General features: G+C 40.3%; 12 protein-coding genes. 4 read left to right on the top strand and 8 right to left on the bottom strand.

Annotated elements, in window-relative coordinates; all coding sequences use genetic code 11:
* Nucleotides 1-7 precede the first annotated feature (7 nt).
* Nucleotides 8-826 (bottom strand): purine-nucleoside phosphorylase, encoded by an 819-nt coding sequence (locus tag DRF67_RS19510; protein ID WP_115929979.1) that lies wholly within the window; start codon nt 824-826, stop codon nt 8-10.
* A complete protein-coding gene (lpxK, locus tag DRF67_RS19505; protein ID WP_115929978.1) occupies nt 810-1835 on the bottom strand; it encodes a tetraacyldisaccharide 4'-kinase in 1026 nt (341 codons plus the stop codon). Before lpxK ends, DRF67_RS19510 begins: the two co-directional genes overlap by 17 nt.
* A 108-nt stretch (nt 1836-1943) precedes the next feature.
* Here lpxK and truA point away from each other — a divergent pair, with 108 nt between their 5' ends.
* The 3 genes from truA (at nt 1944) to DRF67_RS19490 (ending at nt 4941) form a co-directional block, all read left to right on the top strand.
* Entirely contained in the window at nt 1944-2675 is a 732-nt protein-coding gene (gene truA / locus DRF67_RS19500) for a tRNA pseudouridine(38-40) synthase TruA (RefSeq protein WP_115929977.1), read from the top strand.
* A gap of 11 nt (nt 2676-2686) precedes the next feature.
* Nucleotides 2687-2986: a hypothetical protein gene (locus tag DRF67_RS19495; protein WP_115929976.1), complete on the top strand. Its 300-nt coding sequence runs from the start codon at nt 2687-2689 to the stop codon at nt 2984-2986.
* A 200-nt stretch (nt 2987-3186) separates the two neighbouring features.
* Nucleotides 3187-4941: an ABC transporter ATP-binding protein gene (locus DRF67_RS19490; protein ID WP_115929975.1), complete on the top strand. Its 1755-nt coding sequence runs from the start codon at nt 3187-3189 to the stop codon at nt 4939-4941.
* Nucleotides 4942-5054: 113 nt separating this feature from the next.
* On the opposite strand, the gene DRF67_RS19485 is transcribed toward DRF67_RS19490, so the two are convergent.
* Nucleotides 5055-6839 (bottom strand): GEVED domain-containing protein, encoded by a 1785-nt coding sequence (locus DRF67_RS19485; RefSeq protein WP_123912792.1) that lies wholly within the window; start codon nt 6837-6839, stop codon nt 5055-5057.
* 58 nt (nt 6840-6897) lie between these two features.
* Complete coding sequence (locus tag DRF67_RS19480) at nt 6898-7512, bottom strand: class I SAM-dependent methyltransferase (RefSeq protein WP_115929973.1); 615 nt, start codon at nt 7510-7512, stop codon at nt 6898-6900.
* Between the two features lie 422 nt (nt 7513-7934).
* Here DRF67_RS19480 and DRF67_RS19475 point away from each other — a divergent pair, with 422 nt between their 5' ends.
* Nucleotides 7935-8150 carry a hypothetical protein gene (locus DRF67_RS19475; protein WP_115929972.1) on the top strand — a complete coding sequence of 72 codons (216 nt, stop codon included), beginning with the start codon at nt 7935-7937 and terminating at the stop codon, nt 8148-8150.
* A 49-nt stretch (nt 8151-8199) separates the two neighbouring features.
* On the opposite strand, the gene DRF67_RS19470 is transcribed toward DRF67_RS19475, so the two are convergent.
* The 4 genes from DRF67_RS19470 to DRF67_RS19455 form a co-directional block, all read right to left on the bottom strand.
* Entirely contained in the window at nt 8200-9492 is a 1293-nt protein-coding gene (locus tag DRF67_RS19470) for an MFS transporter (protein ID WP_115929971.1), read from the bottom strand.
* Between the two features lie 21 nt (nt 9493-9513).
* A complete protein-coding gene (locus DRF67_RS19465; protein WP_115929970.1) occupies nt 9514-10926 on the bottom strand; it encodes a porin in 1413 nt (470 codons plus the stop codon).
* 102 nt (nt 10927-11028) lie between these two features.
* Nucleotides 11029-12297, bottom strand: a complete 1269-nt coding sequence (locus DRF67_RS19460; protein WP_115929969.1) for a sensor histidine kinase — start codon at nt 12295-12297, stop codon at nt 11029-11031.
* A complete protein-coding gene (locus DRF67_RS19455; protein WP_115929968.1) occupies nt 12294-12971 on the bottom strand; it encodes a response regulator transcription factor in 678 nt (225 codons plus the stop codon). The genes DRF67_RS19460 and DRF67_RS19455 overlap by 4 nt, the downstream gene beginning before the upstream one ends.
* Nucleotides 12972-13026 lie beyond the last annotated feature (55 nt).

The raw sequence follows: 13026 nt of genomic DNA, 5'->3' as shown, positions 1-13026 counted from the left end.
AGCTAATTTATGATGGGTAATGCTTAATCAGGCCCTTTACCACGGTAATTACATTGGGCATGGCCTTATGGGCAGCATTCAATACTTCTTCATGAGAGACGGCAAAGGCAATATCAGGTCCGCCAAGATCAGTAATCACGGACATGCAGAAGACATCCATCCCCATGTGTCTGGCAACAATTACTTCAGGCACGGTGCTCATTCCCACCATATCCCCGCCGATAGCTTTGATCATGCCATACTCAGCTGGAGTCTCAAAAGTAGGTCCCTGAAGGGCTACATAGATTCCCTGGTGGATATTGATCTTGTTTTCAGCAGCAATTTGTTCCGCTACTGCGATCATTTTTTTATTGTAAGGCTCGCTCATATCCACAAAACGTGGCCCAAGTTCATCTATATTCCGACCCCGTAACGGATGTTCAGGCATCATGTTGATATGGTCCTTTAGAATGACTACATCAGCAACACGATAAGCAGGATTTACCCCGCCACAAGCATTTGAAAGGATGAGGTTTTTGATCCCTAATAAATGGAAAACTCTAACAGGGAAAGTAACGGTTTCCATGGAATGTCCTTCATAGTAATGAAAGCGGCCACTCATCATCAGTACCTTTTTACCTTCCAGCATGCCGTAGATAAGCTTTCCGCTATGTCCTGTCACTGTAGTTTGTGGAAAATTGGGAATATCTTTGTATTCTAAAATATGGATCGGTTCCACTTCATTCTGCAGTTTTCCAAGTCCGGATCCCAAAACAACAGCAAAATCGGGAGTATCGTGGATGATGTTCCTGATAAAATCAGCTGTTTCTTTAATTTTTTCTAACATAATCTAAGATGATTTGATTGAATTCTTCCTTTTTATCAATAAGTACATTGATAGGCCAGTAGTAAACAATTTCTCTAAGATAGTCAAAAGTTTTCAGACGGACATAGTCCTTCTCTGTGGTTAATATCAGTTTATATTCTCCCAGCTTTTTATATTCTGCAAGAATTTTTTTAATATCATCATCGGTGAAATTATGATGATCCCTGAATTTTAAGTGTTTCACTCTTTTGGAGAATTTTGCAAGATGCTCCAAAAGCGGTTTCGGATTGGCGATTCCTGTGATCAGTAAAATATCATAATAATTCAGGTTGTTATCCGGAAGCATTTTGTCTTTACCGTATACATTTTCGTCATAGCCGATTGATGAAAAGAAGACTTTCTGCTTATAGGAAGGTCTGATCCTGGAGATATAATACCTTTTTGTTTCCTCGGTAAGTTCATCAGGACATTTGCTCACCATAATGATGTCTGCTCTTTTGGACCCGGCTCTTGATTCCCTGAGGTCTCCGGCCGGAAGAAGGTAGTCCTTGAAAAAAGGATCATTAAAATCGGTCATCAGGATGTTAAAGCCTGCCCTGATGGATCTATGCTGCATCGCATCATCCAGTACCAGTACTTCAAGATCCATATCATCGATCACTTTTTTAGCACCCGGTACCCGTTCCTCAGAAACAGCAATGACAAAACGGTTCTTGAAACGCTCAAAAAGCTGCATGGCTTCGTCACCCACAATCTTATAATTGCTTTCGTAATTGGTGACTTCATACCCTTTGGTTAACCTACCGTAACCCCGTGACAGCACTCCGGTTCTGTAATGCTTGGATAGATACTGGGCAAGATACATCACCATAGGCGATTTTCCGCTTCCGCCCACAGAAAGATTCCCGACATTGATTATCGGTGTCTTGAATTTTGTCGATTTAAAAATTCCCAGATCATACATGGTGTTCCGGATACCCGTTACCAAATGATAACCGAGGGAAAAAGGATAAAGGTACCATCTTTTCATACGATTGCAAAAATAAGGATTTTAATAGGGATTTGATACAATATTCTCAAAGACTTTTCAACAAATATTTCAGTAAATTAAGTAATTTTGCGGAGTTATTATATTACATTGAGATACTTTATTGAATTTTCTTACAACGGAAAGAATTATTTCGGTTATCAGATACAACCGGATGCCATTTCTGTACAGGAAGAACTGGAAAAAGCACTTTCCACCATTTTAAGAGAAGAAATTAAAACTACCGGAGCAGGACGCACGGATACGGGGGTTCATGCCAAAAAAATATTTGCCCATTTTGATACAGAAAAAGTGCTTGATGCTGAACTTCCCCGCAGGCTGAACAGCTTTTTGCCGCCGGATATTTCCATCGAAAGGATTTTTAGGGTAAAGGATAATTTCCATGCCCGTTTTGATGCAACCTTCAGAACCTATGAATATTATATTTCACTGGTAAAAAATCCGTTCACCCAGGAATCTGCCTGGCAGCACTGGAAAAGGCCGCTCGATATTGATGCAATGAATAAAGCCTGCAAGATCTTGTTTGAATATGAAGATTTTACAAGTTTTGCCAAATTAAAGACCGATAATAAAACCAATATCTGCAAAATGTACCGCGCAGAATGGGAACAGAACGGAAGCGAACTGAAATTTACTGTTTCTGCCAATCGTTTTCTTAGAAACATGGTCCGTGCTATTGTGGGAACGATGGTAGAAATAGGGACCGGGAAACTGCAGCCGGAAGATCTGCGTAAGGTTATCGAGGATAAGAACCGTAATGCCGCCGGAACTTCGGCTCCTGCACATGGGTTGTATCTGGTGGATGTAGGGTATGAGTTTTAAATATAAAAGTAATGATTACAATCTTAATTGCGATAATCACCTTTGTTTTTTATCAGAAGCTGGCTGCCAGCCATGGTAAAACCCCATGGAAGTACGGCCTTCTGGGGGTGGCATTATGGATTGGAGTGCAATTTTTCATTGGCCTTATCTATGGGCTTTTCGGCATCATCATGGATCCTAATTATTACGAGCAGGATATAGATTTCAATAGTTTTACCGTCGCGAATATCCTGGGCTGGATCCTTTCACTGGCTGTTGTATGGATGGGATATCGTTATCTGGATATACGCTGGAAAAAGAATAAACAGTAATAAAACGGTCAATAGGGCACACAGATTGGTAAAAATAATCAGGAGTAAAAACAACCTGATCAATATACCGGCTATTCATATTGTAAATGAAAGGTATCTGAAATTTTCTATCATGATTTCCAAAGTTGTAAAGGCTGGCAATGTAGAAAGTCTTATTTTTGCATAGAATTTTATTTTAATTCTTTTCTTCGATTCGTACAATGAAAAAACAAGATACCTGGGGAATTGTAAAAAGGCTGTTCTTTATTGGAATGAAGTTTCGTTCTTGGTTCATCCTTACTTTAGTAATCTCCGTCATACTATCCATAGTTTCTACCTACCGGCCATATCTTACCATGGAAGTAGTGGATAATGATATCACAAAGCTGCAGGATAAGGCATTGATGATGAAGCATATCTACATTTTGGTAGGGTTGGTATTTGCTGAAACAGTATTAAACTTCTTTTTGGTTTACTTTTCAAATTTTATCTCGCAGAATGTCATCCGTGATATCAGGGAAAGATTATATGCAAAACTGATTTACTTCAGAACTTCATTTTTTGACAAGACGCCTATCGGGCAGCTGGTTACCCGTGCTGTAGGTGATGTAGAAACGATTGCCACAGTATATACAGATGGTTTCCTGATGGTTTTTGGGGATATTCTGAGAATTGTATTTGTTCTCGTCATGATGTTCAGTACCAATGTGCATCTCAGCTATATTACACTGGCGATTTTACCATTAATGGTCGTTATCACAAGGTTTTTTCAGAAGAGGCTTAAAAAGGCCTTCGGAGACGAACGAAACTGGACCTCTACCCAAAACTCTTTTGTTCAGGAAAGATTGGCAGGAATGCCGATCATTCAGGTGTTCAACAGGCAGGAATCCGAATTCAAAAAATTTGATGATATCAATATTACGCTGAAAAGCGCTTTGCTGAGAACCGTTTTTATCTTCTCATTATTCTTTCCTGTAGTAGAGCTAATTTCTTCCCTGTTTATCGGGTTTATCCTGTTCTATGGAGGGTATATTACGATCAGTGCCGGGGTGGTGATTGCTTTTATTCAGTACATCTCTATGCTGATTCGCCCTCTGAGGCAGATTGCTGACCGTTTCAACAATATCCAGCGTGGTATTGTGGGTGCGGAAAGGGTGCTGGGGTTGATGGATGAAGAAAACTCAATGCCAAATACCGGAACGGTAAGGAAAGATCATTTTGACGGTAAAATAGAATTCCATAACGTACGTTTTGCGTATGATGAAAAGCAGGAGGTACTGAAAGGTATCGATTTCAAAGTAAATCCGGGAGAAACCGTAGCTATTGTAGGAGCGACCGGTGCCGGGAAATCCACAATTATCAGTCTTATTACAAGACTTTATGATATCAATTCCGGAAAGATTCTTATTGATGATGTAGATCTAAAAGATTATGAACTCTATAATCTCAGAAGCCATATCGGAGTGGTACTGCAGGATGTTTTCCTTTTCCATGGCAGTATTTTTGAAAATCTTTCCTTTGGGGATGACTCTATTACGCTGGATAAAATAAAAGCCGGAGCCCGGGAGATTGAGGTGGACCGGTTTATTGAGCAGCTTCCCGGCGGATATGATTATGTGGTAAGCGAAAGAGGATCATCAATATCACTGGGACAGAGACAGCTATTGTCTTTCCTCAGAGCTTATTTGTCCGATCCTAAGATCTTAATTCTGGATGAAGCGACGTCATCAATAGACCATGAAAGTGAAAAGCTGATTCAGAGAGCTACAGAAAAAATTACCAAAAACAGAACCTCCATCATTATTGCCCACAGGCTGTCAACGATTGAAAAAGCTGATAAGATCATTGTGATGGAACACGGTAAAATTGTAGAAGAAGGCAGACATCTTGAACTGCTGGATAAGAACGGATATTATGCTACCCTTTACAAGGCACAGCTGCGGCATGAGGTGGAAATGGAAGATGAAAAAAAATAGTAATCCGGACGACATAAGAAAATCGGTGTTGTTTACAATAAGATAAGAAATCAGGTTTCAGCATCAACTAAAAAAGAGAGCAAAACGCTCTCTTTTTTTATTGAATATAGGGGTTAGAATTTTAGTTTTTGAGTGATTGTTTTTCCGTCTTTAAAAACAGCATTCACGATAATGATGATATCCCTCTGTTCCACAGGATATCTGAATTCCGTGGTATTAATATCTGTTTTTTGTGTAAGAAGTCTTCCTGAAGCATCATAAATGTGAAGCGATGAAATTTTAGAATCGCCTTTTACATAGACGGAACCTGTATCTTTGGTGATGTAAGCAGTATTGTTCTGAATAGTGTCTTTTAAAGATAACAGGGCTTGTGAATTTATCATCACGGAATAGTCTTCTACCTGTCCGTATTTTGGAGTATAACATGCTGTAACTGCCGTACCGTTGAAATCGCCAATAACTCTCATTCTGAGCGGCGTATTAACAACCGCATTGGCAGGTGGTGTAATGTTGGCCGTCGCGAACGAACCATTGCTCACGCCACTTTGGTTGAGAACCAGTTCTGTGGTCTCATTAAACTGACCGTCATTATTATAATCAATATAAGCTTTGATGATATGGGCATTGCTGGATCCCGGAGCAACGGTAAGGGTGGTAGGAGCGTTTTTGGGAATGGTTGTTTTTGAAATTCCCAGGCAGTAGGTTCCGGTGAAGTTTTCATAAAAATTATTGGCTGCCTGTTTGTAATTGCTGGAGTAATTACTGATGTTTCCGAATTTCACCGAAGTGATCCCAATATTATATCCTCCCGGATTGGTTATTGAGGTTGGTGTGCAGGCGTTTGTTAAGGTTGTGCTGTTATTGATCACCGTGGTGGAGGCAACCGGAGAATTGATCAGGGACTGTCTGTACTGTAGAAGCTGGGCTGTCGCTCTTGTTGCCTGTCCCTGTGTAAACAGGTTCCGGAAACAGAAGGTATACGCCATCACATTCCTTTCTCCCCCCGCATACAGCTGAGTTGTACATGGGTTGATCTTTCCTGTCTGGCAGGTATAGGGAACAGAAGAGTGGTAGAGACTTTTCATAGGTTCCGTATCACATACCAGATCTCCATCCAGGGTACAGTCATTGTTTACAGGGCAGTCTCCCGAAGTGGCATTATATCCTTCATGGGTATGTCTCAGCCCCAGGGCATGTCCGAATTCATGGGCCAAAGTCTGAGCATTTACAGCAGAGGCACTCGTTGCCATAAAAGAATAATCTTTGCTCCCTCCAGGATAGTAGGCATAGCCATTCAGTGCTCCTGAATTGGAAGTTAATTTTTTAACCACATAAATGTTGTAGTATTTGCTGGTATCCCATAATCCCATTGCTGTAATTTCTGTAGCGTTCACGGCGTTGGTTGTGTTGTCATCATTGACTCCGCCGCTTACATATTTAGGAAGATGGGAGGCATTGATCCGGTTGATTCCATTGGTAGGATTGCAGCTGGGATCTATTTTAGCGAAAACAAATCTAACCGGTAATACTGCACTGGCGCCGTCCATTCCGCTGGAATTACTTCCCGAGAACACCCCGTTGGTATAATTGACCCAGGCAATGATATCAGCATCGGACTTGTTGTTGACAGTTCCTACCGCACTTCCGTCCCCTACCACATGTACCACGATAGGAATCTCATACACCTGATTATTCTTAAGGTGTGCATCCAGCTTTCCGCTTTTGATCATTTTGGATAATTCCAGATTAAAAGCATCATCCTGAATTTTCTCCTGAGGGAATCTGGCATAATGTTTTTTCATTAATTCATCGGTTCCACACTCCTGGAATTCTAACTTTTGTGAATAAAAATTCGTGCTGAAGGCGCATGAAATAAGAATAAATAGCAATTTTTTCATAGTATTTTTGTATTTAATGGTTGTAAAATTAAAATTAAATAAAAATACTTGAATTGTATTACAGCTTTTTAAAAGTACAGAAAATAAAATTCTGAATTGTATCAAAAGGAGTGGTATGATCTTCAGTCAGACACTTTATTTTTTCAAAAGAGGGTTCAAATTTTTCTGATAAAGAAAGTTCATCGTATTGTTGAATATTCAGTCCGCTGCATTTTGCAGGTCCGTTTTTAGAGAAAGTCCCCAGGATCATATAGCCCCTTACGTTTTTCTCTGCAATATCAATATATTTTGATACCTGTTCAGGGGTGGTAAGAAAATGAAAGGCAGCTCTGTCATGCCAGATGTCATAGGTTTCTGCAGGTTCAAACGATGTAATGTCAGAAACGATCCATTTGACTTTACCTGCGGCCTCACCCAGTCTTTGTTTAGCCCTGTCTAAAGCTTTGGCAGAAATATCCAGTACCGTAATGTTTTCATAACCTTCTTCAAGAAGAAAATCGGCCAGGTTGCTGTCTCCGCCACCGATATCGATTATTCTGGCATCTTTTCCCAATGCAAAAGAGCGGATGAAATCCAGAGAGGTTTTTGGTTTCTCCTGCGTCCAGCTTACCTGATCGGGGGTTTTGGTTTCGTATACATGTTCCCAGTGATTTTTAGAGTCAGAAGCTGTCATTCCTTAATTGATTGTTTATTTCTTCAAATTTATCAATTAATTCATTAAGCTTCGCCTGTTTTTTTCCGATTGCTTTAGGTTGCAGATAAAACCAGCATAAGCGATTTCTGACAGGCGGGAGTAGAAGTTACTGTAGCACGACTGAAGAAGCATTACGGTAACAGTTCAATTCCACGGTTTTCTCTTTGCTGATGAGCATTTCAGGTTGTTGATGAATGAAATTCAGAAGGTATTTGATGATGTGGTATTTGTGGAATATGACAAAATAATCAGGAAATCATTAAAATAAATAAAAAAATAATGATTACCCGATGTTTTATATTGGGAAATTTACTAATTTTAATAAAAATTTATAACAATGCCCGGAATTTGAAAGGGGTTTTGTACATAAATTGAATATTAACTAAAATCCAAAAATATAAATGAGCAGTAGTATCCAAGATGAATTTAAAGTCTTCAGAGATGAATTGAAAAAGTTGAATATTGAAGTACAAAAGGTCGTAAAAGTAGGAAACGGAAGTATGGATTTCCATGAGGTTTTCTACAAGTCGCCAAGATATGAAGAGGTGAAAACGGTCTATGTCCAGCGACATAATCTGGACAGCATGATTGAAAAATTTAAGCAAGCTTATCATTAAAAATAATCCGGCGCCGCAGAGAATCTGCTGCGCCGGTCTTTTTATGCTGTTAATCTTTGTCCAGTGTTGAGGTTTCCTTTGTATCCTTCATCCTGGCATAGACAAGAAGTGAAAAAAGTATACACCCCGTGATGTACCAGTAAAAATAACTTTCTGTGCCCTCCTGCTTGAACCAAAGAGCAATATACTCTGCTGTCCCTCCGAAAATAGCTACGGTAAGCGCATATGGAAGACCTACTCCCAGCGCCCTGATCTCAGAAGGGAAAAGTTCTGCTTTTACAACTGCATTGATGGAGGTATATCCACTGACAATAATAAGAGCAGCCATAATCAGGAAAAACGCGGTCCACATTGAAGTGGTAGTACTTAAAGCTGTAAGCAGCGGAACTGTAAATAAGGTTCCCATGATACCAAAACCCAAAAGCAATGGCCTTCTTCCAACCTTGTCAGACAATGCTCCGAAAACAGGCTGCAGGCAAGCAAATATAAATAGGGAAACAAAAGATATCAGCGTCGATTGCTCCTTAGTAAGATGAACGGTATTCACTAAAAATTTCTGCATATAGGTCGTATAGGTATAAAATGCCAGCGTACCTCCTAAGGTCAGACCTACAACCGTAAGTAAAGCAGTGGGATGCTTCAGAAGTTCTTTAATCGTTCCTTTCTTCTTCTCACTGAGATCCTTCTTGTTTTCAAAGGCTTCGGTTTCATGAAGGTTGGCCCTTAAGTACAAAGCTATAATAGAGAGCATTGCTCCGATGACAAAAGGAATTCTCCAGCCCCAATCCTCGAGCTGAGCTTCTGTAAGCAGCAGTTTCTGTAGAATAAGCTGAATTCCCAATGCGATCAGCTGGCCGCCGATTAATGTCACATACTGAAAGCTGGAATAGAAACCTCTTTTGTCTTCAGAAGCCATTTCACTGAGATAAGTTGCAGAAACTCCGTACTCACCGCCTACACTCAGCCCCTGTAGTAATCTCGCAATCAGCAATAGCGCCGGTGCAAGGATACCAATAGTTTTATAGGTGGGAGTAAGGGCGATCAGCAGAGATCCGAAAGACATCAGCAGTACAGACAGTGTCATCGCTTTTTTTCTTCCGATCTTATCGGCAATGCTTCCAAATATCCAGCCTCCGATAGGCCGCATCAGGAACCCGACAGCAAATATCCCTGCAGTATTCATCAGCTGAGCGTTCAGGTCAGAATCAGGGAAAAAGGAATTGGAGAAATAAATGGCGAAGGCAGCATAGGCATACCAGTCGTACCATTCAACCAGGTTTCCTACAGAACCGCCTACGATCGCTTTGATCCTTTGGGCGGTTGTAATTTGAGTAGTATTCATATAGTTAAGATATTAAATTTTTTAAAGTACAATTTGAAAAGACAGTAAAAACTCACCTTTTCTGTCAAAAACTTTTCCGGATGCGGTATTGTATAATGGTCTGCTGCTGTATTGGGCTACAATTCTCGCATTCTGGCCATAGAGATAAAAATTGGCGCCAATATCATAATAGTTTCCGTTTTGGCGGAGCGCTTTCATGTCTTTCAGTGCATAGTTGAAAAAAGGCTGAACCTTCAGCACATGGCTGAATTTCGGCAGAACAAATCCTACCTGAGAGAACCATATATTTCCAGTTCCCATCAAAACTCTGTTGTTTCCCACTCCCTCCAGAGCTTTTTGCCCGCTGAATAGCGGATCCACAGTTCCCGGATTCAGCAGACCGCTAATCCGCAGATAATTGGGTCCGTAGTTGTAATTGTAAAAGACTGAATACAAGGTGAGCCCCATTTCTTTGTTCTGAGCACCCAAAGGAAGTTCTGTATAGACATCCGCTCCCAAAATACTTACATCGTGAGATTCAAACCGGTTTTCTGAAGGCTGGGATTGGGAGGCGTCCTTATTGGTGTAAAAGCCGGCTCCCAGATTCAGGACTTTTTTCCGGGCGAGATTATTGCCGGGAAGGAAAGATGTTGCAGTCACCTCTTTGTTGAAGAACTGATAGAATGCATATCCGGCATAGGATAATTTTCCGCTTTGGTTGTTGTCCACAGCCGGACCGCCGACTGTAGGTTTTAAACTTGTTGCAAAGGGCTTGTTGACGCTGAAACGATAATTGATCCTGTCTAGCTCCCCATGTACAAAAATTCCCAATTGCCTGGCAAACTGGTCGGCGATTTCAATCGTTGGAAAATTAAAAACAGGAAGGTCACCGGCAAGCATTTTGGTGGTACTTGCGTTGGTCAATCTGCTAACACCGTTCCATGAATGCAGTCCGGCTCCCAGATAAAGATTGTATCTGTTCGGTTTTCCGGTTTGGAAATTATTTCTTGGGATAACAGCGAATTCATTATAGGCGTCGTGAAAAAAGAAAGGAGACTTTTTTCCGGCTCCATTGTTTCCTGTTCCTGTACCCCCTCCTGAAATAAAACTCTGATTATTGATTCCCATCTGTAAAAAGACCGAATAAAACGGAGTAACCTGGCTCTGAACAATGAGTCTCATTCTCCTGATTCCCGCATCATACGTCTGATCCTGTGGGACTCCGTTTACTGCTGTGCCCGGATTGTTCTCAATACTCCTCAGCCATATCTGACTGGAGATGCTGAATTTCAGCCACTGGTCTCCCCTGGAATTCAGATTTATTTTAAGTTCTCCGATATCCAGCGGATTTTTTTCGGTTGAAGCGACTTCAGCATGTTTTTTAAGACTGACGGTATCCTGACCGTTTACAGATTGCAAAACAAGTAAACTGAAAATAATAAGTAGCTTTTTCATTGGCGCTTTTATTTGCACCTAAACAATACATAAATTCTGAAGAAATTTTGAAGTTTACATAGAATTGACTATTTCTGTAATATGTTTTTGAATTTCAGGGTATTATTTTGTGAAATTGATTTTCACTTTGTGCAAATTGTTGGCAAATTCATAGGCTACTTCGATATCATAAATCTCCAAAATTTTCTTCACGAGGGCCAAACCAATTCCGATAGAATTTTGATTGGGATTTCCGCGTTTAAATCTTTTGAATACATCTTCGGTAGGAATGGAGGGTGGGTTTCCTGAATTTGAAATCTCAAAATACTGTTCTGTAAGGACCACAGATATGCTTCCGTTTTCGATATTGTGTCTTTTGGAATTATTGATGAGGTTGTTGAGAACAATCGTTGCGAGATTTTTATCAAAATGGAGATGCACATCATCCTGGATATCGGTGATAACAGTAAGGTTCTGTATTTCAAAAATATCTTCAAAATAATAAAGCCGTTCCTGAAGAAGTGCTGAAAAGTTTATAAGATGTGAATCGTTTTTTTCAAAATGCTCCAGTTTTGCGAGAAGAATCAGGGATTGGTTAATAGAAGAAAGCCTGTCCAGCTCATCATTCATTAAAGAGAGCGTGGTGAGTTGCTGTTCAGAAAGCTCACTGTCCATCAGCAGTTCTATTTTTCCTTTGATGGAGGCCAGCGGGGTCTGTAATTCGTGGGAAGTGTTCTCAGAAAGTTCTTCCAGCAGGTGATAATCCTTTTTGGAGCTTTCAGTCATTTTTAACAGAAATTTGTTGAGAGACTGAAGTTCTTCTGTTTCTGTTTCCATGAGATCCAAAGAGTGGTTGTCTCTCAGCCTGAATTTTTTTATCTCATCCATAGCCTGATAAAAAGGTTCAAGGATCTTTTTGGAAACCAGGATACTCACAATAATAGTGAGAATGATCAGAAAGACCATGATCCATGCGATCACCATAATAATGCTCATCAGAAAATCGTTTTCGATGATGGTGATGTATCTTACACTTGTAACCGCGTATTTTTTCTGATGAATGACAGGGTAGGTGGTTACCGTTATCTTATTGATATAGGATTGAATGCTTTTGTTCCAGATGTATTTTTCCTCAATAATTTTTTCTTTAATATCCTTAGAATCCGGGGGAAGAATTTTTACCTGGGTCTGCCGGTGATGAAATTTCAGGTAGTCATAACCGGGATCTTTTTCCAACTTATGGGTCACATAGGCATTCAGGTCTTCCAGTTTAAGAATAGCGGAACGCATCGTTGCTCTTTCAAAAGCAATATACAGAATCGTAAAGCCTGAAATAAGAACAAAAAATACCAATATGGTAAATGCCCTGGCAAAACGGAAACTCAGATTCATTTGTCAATCCATTTATAGCCCAGTCCGTAGACTGTCTGCAGATAATCTTTTCCACCTGCATCAATCACTTTCTTCCGCAGATTTTTCAGGTGCTGATATACAAAGTCTATATTGTCGATGCTGTACGTGTAATCTCCCCAAAGGTGACTGGCAATGGCCTGTTTGGAAAGCATCCTGTTCTGATTGTTGATAAAGTAGATCAGCAGGTTCAGTTCTTTTTTCGTAAGATTGAGCGGGAGATCATTGATGCGGCATTCCTTGGATTCGAGATCAATCGTTATTTCATTAAAACTCAGGATACGGTTGCTTTCCGGGGTCTTTCTTCTCAACACAGCTTTTATTCTGGAGTGCAGCTCAGGAAGGGAAAACGGTTTGGTAATATAGTCATCGGCACCGTCATCCAGCCCGGTCAGTTTGGTATCTAAAGAATTTTTCGCCGAAACAATAATGACACTGGCTCCCAGAGCATCATTTTTAATATGCTTCAGGATTTCCAGACCGTTTCCGTCAGGAAGCATAAGATCGAGGAGAATGCAGTCATACTCAAAGAACTCTATTTTTTCTAAAGCTTCTTTCGCATCAACAGCTACTTCACAGACGTAATCTTCTTTTTTAAGATAATCTGTAATGTTGGCTGCAAGATCTTTATGATCTTCTATGATGAGAATTTTCATACAAAGTGATTAATCCGGAAACTGTTAGCGGCTTTAAAGATATAAAAAAACCGCT

Source organism: Chryseobacterium pennipullorum (genome assembly GCF_003384725.1).
GTDB classification, from domain to species: domain Bacteria; phylum Bacteroidota; class Bacteroidia; order Flavobacteriales; family Weeksellaceae; genus Chryseobacterium; species Chryseobacterium pennipullorum.
Note: the sequence above shows the minus strand (reverse complement) of the source record. Positions and strands in the feature narration are given on the sequence as shown.

Bases quoted from the DNA above. Each gene is read 5' to 3' on its own strand.
- DRF67_RS19510 (WP_115929979.1), bottom strand. From the start codon at position 826: ATGTTAGAAAAAATTAAAGAAACAGCTGATTTTATCAGGAACATCATC.
- lpxK (WP_115929978.1), bottom strand. From the start codon at position 1,835: ATGAAAAGATGGTACCTTTATCCTTTTTCCCTCGGTTATCATTTGGTA.
- DRF67_RS19495 (WP_115929976.1), top strand. From the start codon at position 2,687: ATGATTACAATCTTAATTGCGATAATCACCTTTGTTTTTTATCAGAAG.
- DRF67_RS19490 (WP_115929975.1), top strand. From the start codon at position 3,187: ATGAAAAAACAAGATACCTGGGGAATTGTAAAAAGGCTGTTCTTTATT.
- DRF67_RS19485 (WP_123912792.1), bottom strand. From the start codon at position 6,839: ATGAAAAAATTGCTATTTATTCTTATTTCATGCGCCTTCAGCACGAAT.
- DRF67_RS19480 (WP_115929973.1), bottom strand. From the start codon at position 7,512: ATGACAGCTTCTGACTCTAAAAATCACTGGGAACATGTATACGAAACC.
- DRF67_RS19475 (WP_115929972.1), top strand. From the start codon at position 7,935: ATGAGCAGTAGTATCCAAGATGAATTTAAAGTCTTCAGAGATGAATTG.
- DRF67_RS19470 (WP_115929971.1), bottom strand. From the start codon at position 9,492: ATGAATACTACTCAAATTACAACCGCCCAAAGGATCAAAGCGATCGTA.
- DRF67_RS19465 (WP_115929970.1), bottom strand. From the start codon at position 10,926: ATGAAAAAGCTACTTATTATTTTCAGTTTACTTGTTTTGCAATCTGTA.
- DRF67_RS19460 (WP_115929969.1), bottom strand. From the start codon at position 12,297: ATGAATCTGAGTTTCCGTTTTGCCAGGGCATTTACCATATTGGTATTT.
- DRF67_RS19455 (WP_115929968.1), bottom strand. From the start codon at position 12,971: ATGAAAATTCTCATCATAGAAGATCATAAAGATCTTGCAGCCAACATT.